Source organism: Pseudomonas sp. Mb7, assembly GCF_054790525.1.
In genome coordinates this window covers 4,408,077-4,428,578 of the sequence record NZ_CP186501.1, presented here as the reverse complement: position 1 = coordinate 4,428,578, position 20,502 = coordinate 4,408,077, and the positions used below count along the sequence as shown (strand labels likewise).

Annotated in this window: 12 protein-coding genes; 8 read left to right on the top strand and 4 right to left on the bottom strand. The window is 58.8% G+C overall.

Going from position 1 to position 20,502, the window contains the following annotated elements; genetic code table 11:
- Positions 1-37: 37 nt before the first annotated feature.
- Positions 38-982: a LysR family transcriptional regulator gene (locus ACOYXH_RS19820; RefSeq protein ID WP_460409908.1), complete on the bottom strand. Its 945-nt coding sequence runs from the start codon at positions 980-982 to the stop codon at positions 38-40.
- A gap of 100 nt (positions 983-1,082) precedes the next feature.
- Between ACOYXH_RS19820 and ACOYXH_RS19815 the strand changes: the two genes are divergently transcribed.
- The 4 genes from ACOYXH_RS19815 (at position 1,083) to guaA (ending at position 5,798) form a co-directional block, all read left to right on the top strand.
- Positions 1,083-1,850 (top strand): sulfite exporter TauE/SafE family protein, encoded by a 768-nt coding sequence (locus ACOYXH_RS19815; RefSeq protein ID WP_460409907.1) that lies wholly within the window; start codon positions 1,083-1,085, stop codon positions 1,848-1,850.
- 136 nt (positions 1,851-1,986) lie between these two features.
- Positions 1,987-2,535, top strand: a complete 549-nt coding sequence (locus ACOYXH_RS19810) for a sugar ABC transporter ATPase (RefSeq protein WP_095048343.1) — start codon at positions 1,987-1,989, stop codon at positions 2,533-2,535.
- Positions 2,536-2,651: 116 nt separating this feature from the next.
- Entirely contained in the window at positions 2,652-4,121 is a 1,470-nt protein-coding gene (guaB, locus tag ACOYXH_RS19805) for an IMP dehydrogenase (protein ID WP_034156270.1), read from the top strand.
- A gap of 99 nt (positions 4,122-4,220) precedes the next feature.
- The gene (guaA, locus tag ACOYXH_RS19800) at positions 4,221-5,798 is read left to right on the top strand and encodes a glutamine-hydrolyzing GMP synthase (RefSeq protein WP_093430638.1); all 1,578 of its coding nucleotides are present in this window, start codon (positions 4,221-4,223) and stop codon (positions 5,796-5,798) included.
- Between the two features lie 75 nt (positions 5,799-5,873).
- On the opposite strand, the gene ACOYXH_RS19795 is transcribed toward guaA, so the two are convergent.
- From ACOYXH_RS19795 to treR, 3 genes are all read right to left on the bottom strand, one after another.
- Entirely contained in the window at positions 5,874-9,017 is a 3,144-nt protein-coding gene (locus ACOYXH_RS19795) for a membrane-targeted effector domain-containing toxin (protein ID WP_460409906.1), read from the bottom strand.
- Positions 9,018-9,271: 254 nt separating this feature from the next.
- Positions 9,272-12,358 carry a membrane-targeted effector domain-containing toxin gene (locus tag ACOYXH_RS19790; protein ID WP_460409905.1) on the bottom strand — a complete coding sequence of 1,029 codons (3,087 nt, stop codon included), beginning with the start codon at positions 12,356-12,358 and terminating at the stop codon, positions 9,272-9,274.
- Between the two features lie 101 nt (positions 12,359-12,459).
- Entirely contained in the window at positions 12,460-13,164 is a 705-nt protein-coding gene (treR, locus tag ACOYXH_RS19785) for a trehalose operon repressor (protein WP_095048339.1), read from the bottom strand.
- Between the two features lie 235 nt (positions 13,165-13,399).
- On the opposite strand from treR, the gene treP reads away from it, so the two are divergent.
- From treP to ptsP, 4 genes are all read left to right on the top strand, one after another.
- The gene (gene treP / locus ACOYXH_RS19780) at positions 13,400-14,842 is read left to right on the top strand and encodes a PTS system trehalose-specific EIIBC component (RefSeq protein WP_095125902.1); all 1,443 of its coding nucleotides are present in this window, start codon (positions 13,400-13,402) and stop codon (positions 14,840-14,842) included.
- 90 nt (positions 14,843-14,932) lie between these two features.
- The gene (gene treC / locus ACOYXH_RS19775; RefSeq protein WP_095125901.1) at positions 14,933-16,582 is read left to right on the top strand and encodes an alpha,alpha-phosphotrehalase; all 1,650 of its coding nucleotides are present in this window, start codon (positions 14,933-14,935) and stop codon (positions 16,580-16,582) included.
- A 105-nt stretch (positions 16,583-16,687) separates the two neighbouring features.
- Positions 16,688-17,911, top strand: a complete 1,224-nt coding sequence (locus ACOYXH_RS19770; protein WP_460409904.1) for a carbohydrate porin — start codon at positions 16,688-16,690, stop codon at positions 17,909-17,911.
- Positions 17,912-17,973: 62 nt separating this feature from the next.
- Complete coding sequence (ptsP, locus tag ACOYXH_RS19765) at positions 17,974-20,502, top strand: phosphoenolpyruvate--protein phosphotransferase (RefSeq protein ID WP_460409903.1); 2,529 nt, start codon at positions 17,974-17,976, stop codon at positions 20,500-20,502.

Genomic DNA, 20,502 nt, shown 5'->3' with positions numbered 1-20,502 from the left:
AAAACCCTGTGGGAGCGAGCCTGCTCGCGAAAGCTTCTTATCCTTCGACATCTTCAGTGGCTGACAGTCCGCTTTCGCGAGCAGGCTCGCTCCCACAAGGGGGATTGGTGAAGGTCTGGAGGAAGTGTTGGATCAGCGGGGTCGGATTCTGTGGGTAGGCGAGGGCGACGGTGCTTTGGCAATCGGGATCGGTCAGCGGCAGAAATCGTACGCCGCTTGGGGCGATGTCCTGCATCGATTCCGGCAGCAGGGCGATGCCGAACCCGGCCTGAATCAGCTGGAGCTGGGTGGTCTTGCGCGACATGACCCGCGCCGCTTGCGGAAAGAAGCCCTGACGCATGCACAGGTCAGCACACAGATAGCTCAGGCCGCCACGCTGTGGATGCGGGATCGAGATGAACGCTTCGTCCTTCAGTTGGGCCAGATCGACACGCTCAGCCTCGGCCAATCGATGATTCATCGGCACTGCCAACAGCAACCGTTCAGTAAACAGCGGCACAATCTGAATACCTTCGCGCTGGCGCAACACTGGCAGGCGCAGCAGGCCGACATCGAGGCGTCCTTCGACGAGTTCTTCCAGTTGCGCTTCCGAAGAGAGTTTGCCGATATCCAGTGACACGCCAGGCTGTTGCTGCAGATAAGCGCCGAGATCACTGAGCACCCGGCCACTGATAGACACAGTGCTGGAGTGACTGAGGCGCAAGGTGCCGAGCTGGCCATTGCCGACTTCGGTGGCCATGGCGCTAGCCTTGCTCAGCTCATTGAGCAGATTTCTGGCGCGCGGCAAAAACGCTTCGCCTGCTGCAGTCAGGCGAGGCAGGCGCGCGGTGCGTTCGAACAGCGGGGTCTGCAGGCGCGTCTCCATGTCCTTGATCTGCCGGCTCAGCGCCGATTGCGCAACGAATAAACGTTCAGCGGTGGCACTGAAGCTGCCGCATTCGGCAATTTCGACGAAGTAACGCAATTGACGGGTTGAAAGCACCAGGTATGCCTTTTTGAGATGGGGGAGCGACTTTGAAGATATTAGTCGCAACCCTCGGCGCTGGCTAAAGTCATCTGAGGCTTATTAAGGAAGCGGAACGATGAGTGTGGCGGGGTTGTTGAGTGAATGGGCGTGGGGCGCTGGCGGCTGGGCGGTGATTGGGTTGGGCATCGCATTGGCTTACATCGTGTTCGGCATTGCCGGATTTGGCACTGCATTGGTGGCGGGGCCGATTCTGATTCTGTTCATGCCGTTGTCGAAGATTGTGCCGTTGCTGGTGCTGCTGGATTTTGTCGCGGCGTTCGGCAACCTGCTGCCGTCGCGGCGGGATGTGGCCAAGCCGGAGTTGTTGCGGCTACTGCCGTGCATGGCGCTGGGCTGCACGCTGGGAGTGATTTTCCTGCTTAATCTGAAATCCGATCTGTTGCTGTTGTTGATGGGCCTGTTTATCAGCGCTTATGCGGTTTACAGCCTGTGGGTCAAAGCCCGGCCGGCGCAATTGTCGGCGGCCTGGGCAGTGCCGATGGGCACGGTGGGCGGGTTGTTCGGCGCGCTGTTTGGCAGTGGCGGCTTTCTATACGCGATTTATCTCAACAGTCGGCTGCCGAAAGACGCCGCGCGGGCGACGCAAAGTGCGCTGATCAGTTGCAGCACGGTGGTGCGTTTGAGCCTGTTTGCCATCGCCGGTGTGTATGCCGAGCTACCCTTATTGATGCTGGCCTTGTGTTTGTTGCCGGCCATGGTGCTGGGGTTGTGGATCGGGCGGCGCTTGACCATGAAGTTGTCGCGCGAGGCGTTTGTGCGGCTGGTGACATGGCTGGTGCTGGCGAGCGGGCTGGCGTTGATCGGACGCTACCTCAGCACTTGACCGGATTTTGTCAGGGATTAAGCTGCCGGCCTTTAGGGCCTCTTCGCGAGCAGGCTCGCTCCCACAGGGAACTGCATGCCATTGTGGGAGCGAGCCTGCTCGCGAAGGCGTCAGAAGTCACACCGCAGGATTTCCCATGAATTCGCAAAGCATCATCGTCCCGAAAATCTCCACCCTGCCGGTCCACGAACCCCGGGCCCGGGCGATCGTGCGCTGGCTGGTGCGCAAGAACATCATCAAAGAAGAGCTGACAACCTGTGGCCGCACCGGCAACCGCATGGCTTACGCGATTGCCGATGGCGCCCGCGCCGTGGTCCTGCACCCGCAAGCGCTGCCATTTGGTGAGCCGATCAACGGGCTGGAGATCGTCACCAAACGCTGCATCTACACGCCGGCCAAGGGCTTTCTCGAAGAGGCTGGTTGTGCCGAGTGTCGTCGCGAGATCGGCGAAGCGCTGTTTGAAAGCCTCGAAGACTGGATGCCGGGGCGCACCGACAACTTCACCTGCCCGGAATGCGGTCACGAAGACGACATCAACGGCTTCCTGTACCTGCAGGAGTGCGGGTTTTCCAACCTCGGCTTCATCTTCAATAACTGGCTGGAGGCGGGCTTCAAGCAGAGCTTTATCGATGAGTTCGCCGATTGGCTCGATCAACCTGTCTCTTGGGTCAAGGTGGAGCTGTAGCGGCGGGGGTCTCCGTATATCAGCAACATTGATATTAAGCTGAGTTTTACATTGAACAGCAGGGGGTGGATGACTATAATGGCGCGCTTCCATTTTCCCGCTCGGGAGCCCCCGCGATGCTGCGTATCAGCCAAGAAGCTCTGACATTCGACGACATTCTCTTAGTGCCTGGTTATTCCGAGGTGCTTCCTAACGAAGTCAGTCTCAAGACCCGCCTTACCCGTGGCATCGAGCTGAACATTCCTCTGGTTTCTGCTGCAATGGACACCGTCACTGAAGCCCGTTTGGCAATCGCCATGGCTCAGGAAGGTGGCATCGGCATTATCCACAAGAACATGACCATCGAGCAGCAAGCTGCCGAAGTGCGTAAGGTCAAGAAGTTCGAAGCCGGCGTCGTCAAGGATCCGATCACCATCGAGGCTGATGCCACGGTACGTGACCTGTTCGAATTGACCCGCATGCACAACATTTCCGGCGTTCCGGTCCTGCACGATGGCGACCTGGTCGGCATCGTCACTTCCCGTGACGTGCGTTTCGAAACCCGTCTGGAAGCCACCGTACGTGAAGTGATGACGCCTAAAGAGCGTCTGGTCACCGTGCGTGAAGGCGCCGACAAGAACGAAGTCCGCGAGCTGCTGCACAAGCACCGTCTGGAAAAAGTTCTGATCGTCGATGACAAGTTTGCCCTCAAAGGCATGATGACCGTCAAAGACATCGAAAAAGCCAAAGCCTACCCGCTGGCCAGCAAGGACGATCAAGGTCGTCTGCGCGTTGGCGCTGCGGTCGGTACGGGTAAAGACACCGGTGACCGTGTAGCGGCTCTGGTCAACGCTGGCGTGGACGTCGTGGTAGTCGACACCGCGCATGGTCACTCCAAAGGCGTGATCGACCGCGTTCGCTGGGTTAAAGAGAATTTCCCTGAAGTGCAGGTGATCGGCGGCAACATCGCCACCGGCGCCGCAGCCAAGGCTCTGGCCGAAGCTGGCGCTGATGCGGTCAAGGTCGGTATCGGCCCTGGCTCGATCTGCACCACCCGTATCGTCGCCGGTGTCGGCGTCCCGCAAATCAGTGCCATCGCCAACGTCGCCGCTGCCCTTGAAGGCACTGGCGTACCGTTGATCGCCGACGGCGGTATCCGTTTCTCCGGTGACCTGTCCAAGGCCATCGTAGCCGGTGCTTCCTGCGTGATGATGGGCTCGATGTTCGCCGGTACTGAAGAAGCGCCGGGCGAAATCGAACTGTTCCAGGGCCGTTCGTACAAGGCGTATCGCGGCATGGGTTCGCTGGGCGCCATGTCCCAGGCTCAAGGTTCCTCCGACCGTTACTTCCAGGACTCCTCGGCAGGTGCCGAGAAACTCGTTCCGGAAGGCATCGAAGGCCGTGTGCCTTACAAAGGCACCCTGAGCGCGATCATTCACCAGTTGATGGGCGGTCTGCGTTCCTCGATGGGCTACACCGGTAGCGCCAACATCGAAGAAATGCGCACCAAGCCTGAGTTCGTGCGGATCACCGGCGCTGGCATGGCCGAATCCCACGTTCACGACGTGCAGATCACCAAAGAAGCGCCAAACTACCGCGTAGGTTGAGCCTTCAAGCAACAAGCAAAGCAACCGGGGCTGTTTGATTCAGCCCCGAGTTGTTTCTGAATCACGACTGTTTCTGAACGACTTAGACGAGACTGAATCATGGCCCTCGATATTCACGCTCACCGCATCCTGATCCTCGACTTCGGCTCGCAATACACTCAACTGATCGCCCGCCGCGTGCGCGAAATCGGTGTGTACTGCGAACTGCACCCGTTCGACATGGACGAAGATGCGATCCGCGAATTCGCTCCTAAAGGCGTCATCCTCGCCGGCGGCCCCGAGTCCGTGCACGTCGCCGACAGCCCGCGTTGCCCACAGGCAGTGTTCGATCTGGGCGTACCGGTTTTCGGTATCTGCTACGGCATGCAGACCATGGCTGAGCAACTGGGCGGCAAGGTTGAAGGTTCCGAGCTGCGTGAGTTCGGTTACGCCCGCGTTGACGTGGTCGGCAAGAGCCGCCTGCTCGACGGCATTGAAGACCACATTGACGCTGACGGCCTGTTCGGCCTCGACGTATGGATGAGCCACGGTGACAAAGTCACCAAGATGCCGGAAGACTTCCACATTCTGGCCAGCACCCCGAGCTGCCCGATCGCCGGCATGTTCAACGACGACCGTGGCTACTACGGCGTGCAGTTCCACCCGGAAGTAACCCACACCAAGCAGGGCGGTCGCATCCTGTCGCGCTTCGTCCTCGACATCTGCGGCTGTGAAGCCCTGTGGACCCCGTCGAAGATCGCTGAAGACGCCATCGCCAACATCCGCGCACAGGTCGGCACCGACAACGTGCTGCTGGGTCTGTCCGGCGGCGTTGACTCTTCGGTAGTTGCTGCGCTGCTGCACAAAGCCATCGGCGACCAGCTGACCTGCGTCTTCGTCGACAACGGCCTGCTGCGTCTGCACGAAGGGGAGCAAGTGATGGCCATGTTCGCCGAGAACATGGGCGTCAAGGTGATCCGCGCCAACGCTGAAGAGCAGTTCCTCAACAACCTGGCCGGCGAAGCTGACCCGGAAAAGAAGCGCAAGATCATCGGTCGCACCTTCATCGACGTATTCGATGCCCAGTCGAACAAACTGGAAAACATCAAGTACCTCGCTCAGGGCACCATCTACCCGGACGTGATCGAGTCGGCTGGCGCGAAAAGCGGCAAGGCCCACGTGATCAAGTCGCACCACAACGTGGGCGGCCTGCCGGAAGAGATGAACCTGAAACTGGTCGAGCCACTGCGCGAACTGTTCAAGGACGAAGTCCGTCGTCTGGGTCTGGAGCTGGGCCTGCCGTACGACATGGTCTACCGTCACCCGTTCCCGGGCCCGGGCCTGGGCGTGCGCATCCTCGGTGAAGTGAAGAAGGAATATGCCGATCTGCTGCGTCGCGCTGACCACATCTTCATCGAAGAACTGCGCAAAGCCGACTGGTACCACAAGGTCAGCCAGGCCTTCGTCGTGTTCCAGCCAGTGAAATCGGTTGGCGTTGTTGGCGACGGCCGTCGTTACGCCTGGGTTGTGGCCCTGCGTGCCGTAGAAACCATCGACTTCATGACCGCGCGTTGGGCTCACCTGCCTTACGAACTGCTGGAAACCGTTTCCGGCCGCATCATCAATGAAATCGAAGGCATCTCTCGCGTCACTTACGACGTGTCGAGCAAGCCGCCGGCGACCATTGAGTGGGAGTGATCCCGCTGCAGGTTGTTTAACGAAAAACCCTTGGCCTGAAGCCAAGGGTTTTTTCGTTTCATACCCTGAAAACAGTTAGCTTGGCAGGCGACTTTGCAGGGTCAAGCCGATCTCTATCAAACGCTGGGATAACGCGCCGATGTCACGGAACATGATGCCGCTGATGCGCGGCATCGACTGTGCCCAGATGTAAACCTGACCATCCCCTCTGCGATTCACCATTGTTCGAACAATATTGCCGTCGCTGTTGCGACGTACAAGCGTGTATGCATTCTGTGTTTTTTCGAGCATGAACATGCCGTTGCGATTCAGCAGTGAATTCACCGTCGCCTCAGTCCACTGCGGCACAGGTGTTTCGATCTGCAAGCGCAAATCAGCGAATAGAAAGTCGGATGAGTTGCGCGTCGATGCACCGTTATCAAACGGCCCCCGAGCGACTTCCAGTCCCGGGTCGATTCGGATGCCGGGCACTTCGGTGGACGTCGCTTCTTCAATGCGTAAACCGATGCCGCCCCTGATTTCGCTGATGCCTGGCAGATTTCTAAAAGTATTGGTGTTCGTTGCCTCGACCAGGGCAACCCATTTGCCTGGTCTGTTGAGGAACTCGTCACCCCACATGATTTGCGAGGCGAGCCGGGCATGGATCATCTGCTCTTCGATCGAAGTCAGTGGTACCTTCAGCTTGTAACTGTGCGCGCCTTCAAGACCGTGAGGCCGGATGCCATTGGCCTGGGCAGCCTTGATCAGTTCAAGCATGTTGAACCGGCCATCAGGGTCGGTACCCAGGCTGGACAGGTAGGCTCGAAGACCCTCTGACATCTCTCCCGACAGGTAAAAGTCGTTGAGATCTGCCTGGGCAAAATCGCTCAGCAAACCACGTACGTACAGTGTGTCGATATGCCGTGCGAACGCCGGCATGTTTTCGATCATGAAACGCATGCTGGCGATGCGATCAAGGGTTTCGCCGACGACCAGTCCATCGGTATTGGCAAAGATGCGATCAATCAACTCAGCCGTCTGCATCTCGGCATCGATTTGCGGGATGACTGGCCGTGCGGGCAGGTTGGTCCAGTTCAGCTCTGAGTAATACTCTTTGGCCTCGTTCAGCAGGGACGAGCGCCTGTCGCGAAAATAGGCCGCGTACGTATCGGCAGTCGATGGTTTACCGCGGTTTGCACTGGCGAGCTCGGCGAAGGTCTCGGGCAAGTTCATTGCCCATCTTTTCATTTTCGCCATGTCCATTCCTGCGATGTCGTTGACCGGATTCACCAGGCGCAGTGGTCGCGCGACCGGTGAAACCGCTTCGACGAGGGGGAGCTCCGCTGACGGGGTTGATGAGGCTGGGGCCGAGGATGAGGACGAGGGCAGGTCAATGCCCAGTAAACAGGCCTTGCCCACGCATTGGCCGCCTCCCCTGAGACGCAACGCGGGCATGCGTTCCCACTTGCCGCTACTACCGAAGCGTACTGGCAACGAGTAAGCGAACTGATTGGGGCGCTCGGGATTGACGATGGCCCAGTTGCCAGCGTCTTCGGATTCGGCAAAGTAGCGCACGTAGTAAGCCGCACCCTCTATTTCGATGGCATAGCCCGGCTCCTTGTCCAGGCGGTAAATGCCCTCATACTTGCCTGGAGCTGCCTCTGCAGAACGCTGGGCAAGTAGCTCGTTGCATCGATATTTGGCAGGAATCTTTGGAACAGACCAACCTTGGCGCGCAGCCGCCGTGGCCAACTGCCGGGTGGATGCGATGGTGGTCTCGGTGGCGATTTCGTTTGCCAGCTCAACGGTCGCCTGTGGATCAATCGTCGCGACTGGCGGTTGATCCACAGGCGGCAAGAAGGGTGCGTCAGGCGCAGTGAACTCGACCAAACCGAGCATTTCTTGCGCTTCGGCAAACTCCACCTGCGGGCCCACTTCAAGTTGCGCGCCCGTGCTGATCAGAAACGGAATGTTGAACACAATGTCGATCGCATTCAGCACTGCGCCGGTAACTCCGGCCTTGCGTTCGGTTGGCGTGGTGCCGTTGATGGCCTGATCAATGTTCAATCCCATGTTCGCGATGCTGGCGCCAATCAAAGGCAACGCCACAGGCCAGCCCACCGCTGCCATCGGGCCGAATACTTTCAGACCGGCACTCAAATAACCGATCCAGAGTTTTTTGCGCAATTGACTGTTGGAAGTGAGTACAAGGTGCGCCTCGGCAACCATGGCCGTACGTGTCGACTCGCTCAACCAAGTGAATGCGTCACCGCTGATCGCGACGTTGCTGCGATTGATCATTTGATGATCGCTGTGACCCCAAGTGCTCACCAGGCGGTTCATCAGATCGGTGAGGTTTTCGGTCAAGTGATTGCGGTCAGCCAGCGGGAAATGCTTGAGAAAAGCCGTGCGCTTGTCCTCTGAATTCATCTGCTCCAGCATCCACCAATGCAGATCCGCTTCATTCTCCATCAAGAGGAATGTCTGGGCTTCGCCTGGCAAGTAAAGGGTCTGGCGGCCACTGTCTTCCACCAGACGCAGTGCATTGGAAGCTACGTGGCCATCGAGATCCAGCGCCCGCACTTCAGCACCGACCGGGTGTAACGCTTGCAGCATTGGCAAGGTAACGGGCCAGGTGACGGGCCCGATTACCGAGTCGACGACGCGCTGAAAGTCAGTTCCGTCAAGGTCACCCTGTTGCAGCGCCTGCACCGCCAGGCTGAGAAAGTTGCACTTTGCCAGGGCTCGGAAGTTATCCGACGAGGTTTGCCAGAAAGTCGTCAGTTGGCCTATGTAGCGCGCGCTGAAGTCGACGTCCCAGAACGCCTTCAGCACATCACTGCCCAGCAACCGGACTTCATTGCTCTGATTGAAGTTTTCTGCCTCCGGGCCATCCGAGTAGAACCCGCAGTAAAGACCAAGCAGATCTGCGTTGTCTTGATCAGTCGCGCGAAAGCGATGGATCACCAACTGTGTGAGGGTGAGCGTTTCGTAAGGCTTTTCCAGCAAATGTTCCCAACCCGTGAAGGTCAGCGTGCTGCTCTGCGCCGTGTTGAAACGGTGGAAGTAAACACGGTCGGAATCGAGGCCGGACAGTCCGTTGTCCGCCAGTATTTCGTTGGCCACTTGATGGGCAGCGTCGAGCAGACTCGGGCAGGTCTGCACGATCGTCGCAGCAATGGCTTTGAGGGCAGTTTTGTCCTCAGCGTTTGGCAGGAGACGTCGTTCGGGGGAGGTCATGCGTTCATCATCCTTGAGAAACAAAGACTGAGCATGACCGATTCGCTCAAGGGCAGTGCACTACCCGGCTACCGCATATTGCTCCCCTATTGATAATAGAGTGGGGTGATGGAGGAGGGCTGTTTGTCCGGCGTCCTCCAGGCGCTAGCTGGATTCGCAAGTGCAGAGGAAGGTTGATGAAAAATGCCAGTCAGTTTTGCTGACTGGCATTTTTCGTTGTCGGGCCTTCCTTGCTCAGTTTTAACCGGAGAGCCTCAATCAGGGATCCGGCTACGCAATATCAGCCCGGTATCGGACAACCGTTGAGACATGTCCTTCAGGTTGGCGAATGCGATGTCATTCACCCGCTGCCACGCAGGTCGGTGGAGGGAGACCTTGCCGTCACTCGATCGAGTGATCGGTGTGCGTTGCAGCATGCCTTGTTTGCTGCGGTGGATCAGCGTGTAGCGCTCACCTGTTTTTTCGAACAGATACATGCCGCGCCTGTACAACAGATTCTCCAGCGTTTCTTCGGTCCAGGTCACCTCGGGTGCGGGCATTTTCAAGCGCAGATCGGCGCGCAGAAAGTCTGGATTTCCTTGTCTGACAGTGCCGCCGGGCGAGCTGCCGCGTGGTACTTCAATACCCGGATCGACATCCACGCCCAGATCTTCACCGGCGCCGACTTCATCGATTCGCAAGCCTATTCCCCCCTTCAGTTCACTGATGCCCAGCAGTCCTCTGAAGGTATTGGTGCTGTGAGCATCGGTTACTACGATCCATTTTCCCGGGCTGTTGAGGTAGACGTCACCGGTCATGATGTCGTTGGTCAGGAAGGTGTTCATCATTTGCTCGTCGACGGACGGCAGCGGTGTTTTCATTTTGTAGCTGGCGGCGCAATCGATCGCCTGAATCCGAACCCCGTTCGCTCGCGCGACCTGGACCAGTTCCAGTGGGTTGAATCGACCGGCGGGATCGGTGCCCAGACTGTTCAAGTAAGTGTGTAAATCCGCAGTCATATTGCCGCTGGTGAAGTAGCGGTTCAGTTCCACTTGAGCGAAGTCACTGAGCAGGCCGCGCAGGTAGAGGGTTTTCACGTGTCGGGCCAGCGCCGGCATGTTTTCGATCAGAAAACTCATGCTGGCAATGCGATCGAGGGTTTCTCCGACCACCAGTCCGGAGGCACCTTCAAAAACGCCATCGACAAGATCGGTCAGTGGCATCAGCCGGTTGATCTCGGGTATCACCGGGCGCGGGGGCTGGATGACCCACGGCAGGTTCTTGAAAAAACCTCGGGCTGAACTTTGCAGAAATTGGCGTTTGCCGGCGGCATACAACTCGAACGGATCGTCCATGGCGAAACCGCCGGCACCGTCGGGCTGCAACCGGGCATGGGTTTCGTTGAGGTTTAACGCCCAGGCTTTTATCGAACGGCGTACCGACGGTTCGATGTCAAAGGCACTGGTCACCGGGCGTGGGGGCCTCGATGTCGAGGGTTGCGGTTCTTCTGCCGGTTGCACGGGCGTTTCGGGCGAGGCAGGTTCGAAGGTGTCGAGTTCGAGATCCGGAGTGCATTGTTTGCCCATGCACTGGCCGCCACCCTTGAGACCCAAGGCTGGCATGCGCTCCCATTCTCCTTCGCCATTGAGACGCACAGGCAGCGCGTGGACAAGCTGGTTTGGGCGCTCAGGGTCGACGATCGCCCAGTCGCCGTTGCCGTGAGCGTTGGCGAAGTAGCGCACATAGTACGGCGTGTCATTCATCAGAATGGCATAGGGCGGATCCGAGTCGAGGCGGTAGACACCGTGGAACTTCCCGGACTCTTCGCCGAGTGCTGTGCCATCAAGCAGCTCGTTGCATTGGTAACGTTCGGGCACCGGAGGCGGTAGGGCTTTCTGCGCCGGAACCAGCATCGTTTCATCAATATCTGGCCCGGGGATGTCGGCATCGTCCGGCACCATGATCGGCTCTTGGTAATCGGTTTCGGCAGAGGCATTCCAGGCTTCGCTGTACTCAGCCATCTCGGCGGCTTCTGCAGCCTCGACCTCGGCGCCAACCTCCAGCATCGGCCCGGTGCCGATCAACAATGGAAGGTTGAATAACAGATTGATACCACTCAAAACCGCACCCAGCACGCCGGCCTTGCGTTCGGCCCTTGTCTTGCCGTTTTGCGCCTGATCGATATTCAGACCCATGCTCGCAAGGGTGGCGCCAATCACCGGTAGCGCCAGTGGCCAACCGACAGTGGCCATCGGACCAAATACCTTGAGGCCCGCACTCAGATAGCCGATCCACAGTTTCTTGCGCAGATCGCCATTGGATGTCAGAGACAGGTGGGCTTCAGCAAACATCGCCTGACGTGTCGAGTCGCGCAGCCAACTGAATGCATCATCGCTCAGTTCCTGGTTTGTGCGGTTGATCAGGTGATGGTCGGCCCGGCCCCAGGTGGCCACCAAGCGATTCATCAGATCGGGCATGTTCTCGCTCATGTGCTGACGATCGGCGAGGGCAAAATGCTCCAGGAAGGTCGCGCGGCGTTTGGCGTCGTTCAGTTGATCCAGAACCCACCAATGCAGGTCTGCCGGCGTTTCCTTGACCACGAACGCTGCGGTCGCACTCGGCAGATAGATAATCTGCCGACCGGCAGAATCGACGAAGCGTAGCAATTGCGTGGAGATATGCCCGTCTATGTCGAAGGCGAACACATCTCCCGTTGTCGTGTGGCTTGATTGCAACATGCTCAGGGTGACCGGCCAGCTAACCGGTCCCACCACTGAGTCCACCAGCCATTGAAAGTCACTGCGGGTGAGTTGCCCAAGGTCCAACGCCTGCACTGCACGGCTAAGGAAATTGCACTTGGCCAAGGTGCGGAAATCCTCGCCGTGGCTGTTCCAGAAGTCCGTCAGCGTGGCGCTGTAGTACCCACTGAAATCGAGGCTCCAGAACGCCTTCAAGACCTCGTTGCCGTGCAGGCACACCTGGTTTTTTTCGTCGAAATTTTCGCCCTGCGGACCTTCGCTGTAGAAGCCACCGTACAGATCGAGCAAGTCGGCGTTGTCCTGGTCGGTGGCACGAAAACGATGAATGACCAGCTGTGTCAGGGTCATCGATTCGTAGGGTTTCTCGCGGATGTGCTCCCAGCCGGTAAACGAGCGAGTGCTGCTCTGGGCCGTCTTGAAGCGATGGAAATAAACCTCATCCGGGTCGAGGCTCGACAGGCCTTTTGCTTCCAGCAGATCACGGGCGGCTTCATGGGCAGCGTCCTGCAGTCCGGGGCAATTGTGCACGACGGTATAGGCGATTCGCTTCAGAGCCGCCTTGTCTGCCGCGTTAGGCAGAAGGCTTTGTTGGGTGGCGTACATGCTTTCTCCATCCTTGAGAAATGAAGGCCGAGCATGGCCGATTCGCTCAAGGGGAGTGCACTACATATATACCGCACATGATCGTTGGAAACGTGTAGGGGTCAGCGCCGTGCCACGTCGGAAAAGTAGAATTTGTCGAGGGTGTGGCGGGATTCGGTGTACTCGAACTGACGCCCGTCCTGGAGGAAGGTCTGGTTGCTGACCACGATCACATGGCTCTGGCCATCGAGGTCCAGGTGCAGTTGATCATCCTTGCTGCGCGGCACCGCTTCGATGGTGCGTTGGGCGTAGGCAATCTGTAGCTGCAGGGTCTGCTCGATATGGGCGTAGATCGATTGCTCGGCGATGTCGAGGGACAGGCCGGGAATCACTTCGCTGACGAAGTGGTTGATGTCGAGGATCACGCGTTTACCGTCGATCCGCCGCACACGTTTGATTCGGGTGATGAGGCTGCCGGGTTCGGCATGGATGTGCTCGAGCAGGGCACCTTCGAGCGGGATCTGGCTCAGCTCGACCACTTCGGTGCTGACATCTTTGCCCAGGCGCGGATAGGTTTCCTGGAAACTGACGATGCCGCCGAGCTGAAATTCGATCGGGTTGGTCGAAAGCACAAAGGTGCCCTTGCCGTGGATTTTCTGCGCAAAGCCGCGCTCCTGAAGCAGTTCAATGGCTTTGCGCACCGTGCCTCGGCTGGCCTGATAGCTGTCCATCAGTTCGGTTTCGGAAGGCAGGCGGGCGCCGCGCTCCAGGCGTTCAGTCGTGATGCTGGCCAGCAGATCGCTATAGATCTGGTTGTATTTGCTCATGGGTAGGCTCGGTGCCGACTGTGCTCAAAGCTTCGAACCTTAAGGCCAGGGTAGGGCTTTGTCCATGTGGGCGATGGAAATCACCCTAAGGCAGGGTAGGAAAATTCGCCTTCGGTCTGGCAGGAACATACATAAACAAACTCGTCTGTACGAGTTGTTGCATTAACTCGTACAGACGAGTATTTTTCGCTTCGGCGTGCTGCCAATAACAACAATCCATAGCGGAAGAACTAGCATGAGCCACGACTATCCGAACATCACCAGGCAATTGCTGCAAAGCCTCGGCGGCAGCGACAACCTCGAACAGGCCGCCCATTGCGTCACTCGGTTGCGGCTGGCCCTGAAAGATCCGGGCCTGGTCGACAGTGCCATGCTCAACCAGATCGACCTGGTCAAAGGCTCGTTCTTTACCGGTGGCCTGTATCAGGTGGTGATCGGTCCGGGCGAAGTGGAAAAGGTCTATGCCGAACTGCGTCGTCAGACCGGTCTCGCGGCGTCGACGATCGCTGACGTCAAACAAAAAAGCACTGAAAAAATCAACGCCATGCAGCGTCTGGTGCGGGTGTTTTCCGACGTGTTCATGCCGATTCTGCCGGCACTGATCATTGCCGGCCTGCTGATGGGCATCAACAATCTGCTGGGTGCCAAAGGCATGTTCATCGACGGGCAGACCCTGCTCGATGCCTACCCGAAACTCGATGGGCTATGGAGCCTGATCAATCTGATGGCCAACACCTCGTTCGTGTTTCTGCCAGCGCTGGTGGGCTGGTCGGCGGCCAAGCGCTTTGGCGGCAGCGAGATCCTTGGCATCGTGCTCGGTCTGATGCTGGTGCACCCGGATCTACTCAACGCCTGGAACTACGGCAAGGCCGTGGCCGGGCTGGACGGGCAGCAGTTGCCGTACTTCGACATTCTCGGATTGTTTCAGGTGGAAAAGGTCGGCTATCAGGGGCAGATCTTGCCGATTCTGCTGGCCGCTTACGTAATGAGCGTCATCGAAAAATGGCTGCGCGCGCGCGTGCCCAACGCCATTCAGTTACTCGTGGTACCGATCACCACCATCGTCGTTACCGGCGTATTGGCGCTGGCCGTGATTGGCCCGGTAACCCGCCACATCGGCATCTTCATCACCGAAGGGCTGGTCATGCTGTTTGACCTGGCACCAATGGTGGGTGGCGCCATTTTCGGTCTGCTGTATGCGCCGCTGGTGATCACCGGCATGCACCACATGTTTCTCGCGGTCGACCTGCAATTGATCTCGACCCAGGGCGGTACCTTCATCTGGCCGATGATCGTCATGTCCAACCTTGCTCAGGGCAGTGCCGCCCTGGCGGTGTTCTGGATGACCCGTAATGCACGGGACAAGAGCATGGCGTCGACTTCGGCAATCTCTGCCTACTTCGGTATCACCGAGCCGGCGATGTTCGGCGTCAACCTGCGCTACAAGTTTCCGTTTTATGCCGCGCTGACCGGTTCGGCACTGGGCTGCGTGTTCCTGTCGCTGAACAAGGTTCAGGCCTCGGCCATCGGCGTCGGCGGACTGCCGGGGTTCATCTCGATCATCCCGCAGTACATCCCGATGTTTGTGCTGGGGATGCTGATTGCCATGCTCGTGCCGTTTGTTTTGACCTGTGCATTGAGCATGAAGATCGTCCGGCCCGGTTATCGGGTTGCCTGAACAATCGCTTTCGCGAGCAGGCTCGCTCCCACAGTTGATTGCATTTCAATCTGGGTGCGAGCCGCACGGACTTATTGAAGGAGTTGTGCCATGCAAGACTGGCAGCGTTCGGTGATCTACCAGATCTATCCGAAGAGTTTTCATAGTCACGCCGGCAACCCGACGGGTGATCTGCTCGGTATCGTCGCCAAACTCGATTACCTGAAGTGGCTGGGCGTCGACTGTTTATGGATAACGCCATTTTTGCGTTCGCCGCAACGCGATAACGGCTATGACATCAGCGATTACTACGCCATCGACCCGAGCTACGGCAGCATGGCCGACTGCGAATTGCTGATCGCCGAGGCGGGCAAGCGCGGGATCAAGCTGATGCTCGACATCGTGGTCAATCACACCTCGATCGAACACGTCTGGTTTCAACAGGCGCGCAGCAGCCTCGACAACCCGTACCGTGACTTCTACATCTGGCGTGATCAGCCGAACAACTGGGAATCCAAGTTCGGCGGTTCCGCCTGGGAGTACGAAGCCCAGACCGGTCAGTATTACCTGCACCTGTTCGACCACACCCAGGCCGACCTGAATTGGGACAATCCCAAGGTGCGCGCTGAAGTATTCCGGATGATGCAATTCTGGCGAGACAAGGGCGTCGGCGGTTTTCGCCTGGACGTGATCAATCTGATCTCCAAGCCTGCGGACTTCCCCGAAGACGACAGCGATGGCCGACGCTTTTATACCGACGGGCCGAATGTCCACGCGTACTTGCAGCAGATGCACCGCGAAGTCTTCGAAGGGCACGACCTGATCAATGTCGGCGAGATGTCATCGACCAGCCTCGAACACTGCATTCGCTATTCGAATCCGCAGTCGAAAGAGTTGTCGATGACCTTCAACTTTCATCACCTGAAAGTCGATTATCCAAACCTGCAGAAGTGGGTACGCGCCGACTTCGATTTCCTTCAGCTAAAGAAAATTCTGTCCGACTGGCAGACCGGCATGCAGGCGGGTGGCGGCTGGAACGCGCTGTTCTGGTGCAACCACGATCAGCCGCGCGTGGTCTCGCGCTTCGGCAACGACGGCGAGTACCGCGAATGCTCGGCGAAGATGCTCGGCACCGCACTGCACTTTCTGCAGGGCACGCCGTTCGTCTATCAGGGCGAAGAGTTGGGCATGACCAATCCGGGGTTCGAATCGATCGAGCATTATCGCGATGTCGAGACGCTGAACATTTTTCGCCTCAAGCGCGAGGCCGGCAGCAGCGATACCGACAACATGGCGGCGATCATGCAGAAGTCCCGCGATAACGGGCGCACGCCGATGCACTGGGACGCCGGGCCAAACGCCGGTTTCAGCCGTGTCGAACCGTGGATCGGAGTGCCGGCCAATGCTGCGCAGATCAACGTCGCAAACCAGCTCGACGACCCGGACTCGGTGTTGCATCACTACCGCCGTCTGATCGCGCTGCGCCGCAGTGAACCGTTGATCACCGACGGGCTGTACCAACAATTACTGCCCGAACATCCGCAGGTCTGGGCGTATGTGCGTGAAGGTGACGCCGAGCGTTTGTTGGTGGTGAACAACTTCTACGGGACAACCTGTGAAGTGGAATTACCGGCGACGGTCATCAGTGAATCGATGAGCCAGCGCCAGTTGATCAGCAATTATCCAGAGGGCGCGTTGCGCAAGCGCCAGGTGACGTTGCGACCTTATGAGTCCTTCGTCCTGCACCTGATCGATCCCTGACCTTTAACTAAAAAAACAACGTTCAAAAAACACGCAGAGCACTGCGCGGGGGATTTCTGCGCGCCGAATTCATGCAACCAGACAATAAAAACAATGGGGTGGCTTATGAAAACAACAATAAATCGCAGCCTTGCAGTCGCAGGTTTTTGCCTGGCCTTACCGCCAACGTCACAAGCGCTGGAGTTTGGCGGCTACCTGCGCAGCGGTGTCGGCACGTCAGTCAACAGCAGCGGTCAGTCGTGCTTCCAGTTACCGGGTGCGCAGACCAAATATCGCTTGGGTAACGAATGCGAGCAGTACGGCGAACTCGAGTTGCGGCAGGACCTGTACACCCTTGACGACGGTTCGATACTGAGTGTCGACGGGATGGCCTCGCTGTATAACCGTTACGACCGCAGCCCCACGTTCAAAGACGACAATGGTTCGATCCGCTTGCCGCAGGCCTACGCACAGTGGTCGGCGATGCCCGCGCTCAACGGTGGTTCATTGTGGGCCGGACGCCGTTACTACAAGCGCAATGACATCCATATTTCCGACTTCTACTACTGGAACCAGAGCGCCACGGGGGGCGGGGTCGAAGACGTGTTGATCGGCGATCTGAAATACAGCTACGCCTTCTCGCGCAAGGACAACCTGTACCAGAAGGACTACATCAATCGGCACGACTTCAACATCGCCGGTTTCAAGACCAATCCTGGCGGTGAGCTGGAGTTCGGCTTGAGTTATATCGACAAACCCGACAGCCGCGATGCCCACCGGGGCTGGGCGATCACCACGCAACATGTGCAGACGGATTTTCTCGGCGGCAAAAACAAACTGGCGCTGCAATACGGTGAAGGGCCGGGCACCGGACTGGGTTATACCGGCAACGTCAAACTGGACGACAGCAATAAAAGTTATCGAGTCGTCGAGTTTTTCGACTGGCAGGTGACGCCGCGCTTCGGTGGCCAGATTGAAGCGGTGTACCAGAAAGACATCCGCCCGGACGGTGTCGACCAGAACTGGATCTCGCTGGGGGTGCGACCGACTTATGCGCTCAGCGAACACTTCAAACTGGTCACCGAGCTGGGTCACGATCAAGTCGAAGCTCCGGGGGGTACGCGCAAACTGAGCAAATTTACCTTTGCCCCGACCTGGTCGCCGAAAGGCCCGGAGTTCTGGGCGCGTCCCGAGGTGCGGCTGTATTACACGTACGCAACCTGGAACGAGGCGGCCAAACGCGCGGCCAACGAACTGGCCAAAGGCTCGGCACTCTCCGACACCGGCGCCTTCGGTAGCGCTCGCCACGGTGCGAATGTCGGATTGCAGGTCGAATACTGGTGGAAATAAGCGATGCTGATGGAGCGTCGCGCTCCATGGGCACTTCAAAGAACAAAACTGCAGGTGACGTCATGGCCACACCCCAACCATTGCAATTGCTGGCTCCCTTGTCCGGTGTCCTGATCGCGCTTGAGCAGGTGCCCGATCCGGTGTTTTCCGGGCGCGTGATCGGCGACGGTCTGTGCATCGACCCGACTTCATCGACCCTGTGTGCGCCCATGGCCGGCGTCATCAGCAACGTGCAGGCCAGCGGGCATGCCGTGAGCATCACCGATGACCATGGCGTACAAGTGTTGATGCACATCGGCCTTGATACCGTGAACCTCGGCGGGCAAGGCTTCACCCGCCTCGTTGAAGAGGGGCAACGGGTTGCCGCCGGACAAGCGTTGATCGAATTCGACGCCGATTACATTGCCCGGCATGCGCGCAGCCTGATGACGTTGATGCTGGTGGTCAGCGCAGAGCCGTTCACCTGGCGGGTCGCGTCGAGCGGATGGGTCGAAACCGGTCAGCCGTTGCTTGAGCTCGCCCGTACTCAGGCTTGTGGCGTGGATGCTGGCGCGGCAGAAGGTCAGGCCGTGTTCTCTCAAACGTTGAAACTGCCCAATCCCAACGGATTGCACGCGCGCCCGGCAGCGGTGTTCGCGCAAGCGGCAAAGGGCTTCGCGGCAAAGATTTACCTGCATAAACAGCAGGCTCAGGCCAACGCCAAATCCCTGGTGGCGATCATGGCGTTGCAGACCGCGTGCGGCGACAGCGTGCAGGTCAGTGCGGTGGGCGAAGATGCTGACGCGGCAATCGAGGCGCTGACTCGATTACTGATTGAAGGCTGCGGTGAAACGGTGACGGCGGTGGCGCCTGTCGAGCTGGTCGAAACCGAGGTTCTGACCCTGCTGCGTGGCGTCTGCGCGTCACCCGGTTCGGCGTTGGGCCAAGTGGTGCAGATCAGCGAGCCGGTGTTCGACGTCAGCGAGTTCGGCGGCGGAGCAGACGGCGAGCGCGAGGCCCTCGCCAATGCCCTGATCGAAGCCGATCTGGCCTTACAGCATTTGCGCGACACCGCCGCTGGCGAGGCCGAGGCCGAGATCTTCAAGGCGCATCAGGAACTGCTCGAAGATCCGGGGCTGCTCGATCAGGCCCAGGCATTGATCAGTGAAGGCAAAAGCGCGGCGTTTGCCTGGCGCGCGGCCACTGAAGAAACCGCGGCGATGTTTCGCCAACTGGGCAGTGCGTTGCTGGCTGAACGGGCGGCGGACCTGACCGATGTCGGGCGCCGCGTGCTCAAGCTATTGCTGGGGATAGGCGAGCAGGCGATGGAGCTGCCGCATGGAAGCATTCTGATTGCCGATCAACTGACCCCGTCGCAGACCGCCGGCATCGATACCAGCAAGGTGCTGGGTTTTGCCACGGTCGGCGGCGGCGCAACCAGTCACGTGGCGATTCTTGCGCGCGCCTGTGGTCTGCCGTCGATCTGCGGGGTGCCGGTGCAGATGTTGGCGTTGAGTAACGGCACCCCGGTGTTGCTCGATGCCGACAAGGGCGAATTGCATGTGCGTCCCGATCCTGCGGCCGTCAGTCAATGGCAGGCGCGGCACGCACAACAGCGTCAACGCCATGAGCATGAGTTGGCCAGCGCAACGCTCGCGGCGCGGACCCGTGACGGCCATCACATCGAGGTGTCGGCCAACGTCGCCTCGTTAGCGGAAACCGAGCAGGCCATGGCCCTCGGCGGTGCGGGCGTCGGCCTGCTGCGTTCGGAGTTTCTCTACCTGGACCGTAATCATGCGCCGAGCCATGACGAACAGGCTGCGACCTACAGCGCCATCGCTCGCTGCGTGGGACCTGCGCACAATCTGGTGGTGCGCACCCTTGATGTCGGTGGTGACAAACCGCTGGCCTACGTGCCGATGGACAGCGAAACCAACCCGTTCCTTGGCGTGCGCGGCATTCGTTTGTGCCTGGAGCGCCCGCAGTTATTGCGTGAGCAGTTCCGGGCCATGCTCGGCTGCTGCGAGCTGACACGTTTGCACATCATGTTGCCGATGGTCACGCAACTGTCGGAGCTGCGTCTGGCGCGGCAAATGCTCGACGAGGAAATCCTCGCGCTGGGGCTAACGCAACGGCCGAAACTGGGGATCATGATCGAGGTGCCGGCCGCGGCGCTGATGGCGGACCTGTTTGCGCCGCTGGTGGATTTCTTCTCGATCGGCACCAATGACCTGACGCAATACACCCTGGCGATGGATCGCGATCACCCGCGTCTGGCCAGTCAGGCGGACAGTTTTCATCCCTCGGTATTGCGCCTGATCGCCATGACCGTCAAGGCCGCGCACGCCCATGGCAAATGGGTCGGAGTCTGCGGGGCAATGGCCTCGGAACGTCTGGCGGTGCCGTTGTTGCTGGGGTTGGGCGTGAATGAACTGTCGGTGAGCGTGCCGATGATTGCACCGGTAAAGGCGACGGTGCGCGAACTCGAGCTGGCCGATTGTCAGATCATCGCCCAACAGGTGCTGGGGCTGGAAAGTGCCGGGCAGGTGCGCGAGGCGTTGCAGCTCTTTCACGAGGCAACCGTCGATACTTTACGGGTTCTGGAGAACTGA

Excerpts from the sequence above, each read along its gene's own strand:
- ACOYXH_RS19790 (WP_460409905.1), bottom strand. The coding sequence starts at position 12,358 with ATGTACGCCACCCAACAAAGCCTTCTGCCTAACGCGGCAGACAAGGCG.
- ptsP (WP_460409903.1), top strand. The coding sequence starts at position 17,974 with ATGGCCACACCCCAACCATTGCAATTGCTGGCTCCCTTGTCCGGTGTC.
- ACOYXH_RS19815 (WP_460409907.1), top strand. The coding sequence starts at position 1,083 with ATGAGTGTGGCGGGGTTGTTGAGTGAATGGGCGTGGGGCGCTGGCGGC.
- ACOYXH_RS19810 (WP_095048343.1), top strand. The coding sequence starts at position 1,987 with ATGAATTCGCAAAGCATCATCGTCCCGAAAATCTCCACCCTGCCGGTC.
- ACOYXH_RS19795 (WP_460409906.1), bottom strand. The coding sequence starts at position 9,017 with ATGACCTCCCCCGAACGACGTCTCCTGCCAAACGCTGAGGACAAAACT.
- treR (WP_095048339.1), bottom strand. The coding sequence starts at position 13,164 with ATGAGCAAATACAACCAGATCTATAGCGATCTGCTGGCCAGCATCACG.
- guaA (WP_093430638.1), top strand. The coding sequence starts at position 4,221 with ATGGCCCTCGATATTCACGCTCACCGCATCCTGATCCTCGACTTCGGC.
- treP (WP_095125902.1), top strand. The coding sequence starts at position 13,400 with ATGAGCCACGACTATCCGAACATCACCAGGCAATTGCTGCAAAGCCTC.
- ACOYXH_RS19770 (WP_460409904.1), top strand. The coding sequence starts at position 16,688 with ATGAAAACAACAATAAATCGCAGCCTTGCAGTCGCAGGTTTTTGCCTG.
- treC (WP_095125901.1), top strand. The coding sequence starts at position 14,933 with ATGCAAGACTGGCAGCGTTCGGTGATCTACCAGATCTATCCGAAGAGT.
- guaB (WP_034156270.1), top strand. The coding sequence starts at position 2,652 with ATGCTGCGTATCAGCCAAGAAGCTCTGACATTCGACGACATTCTCTTA.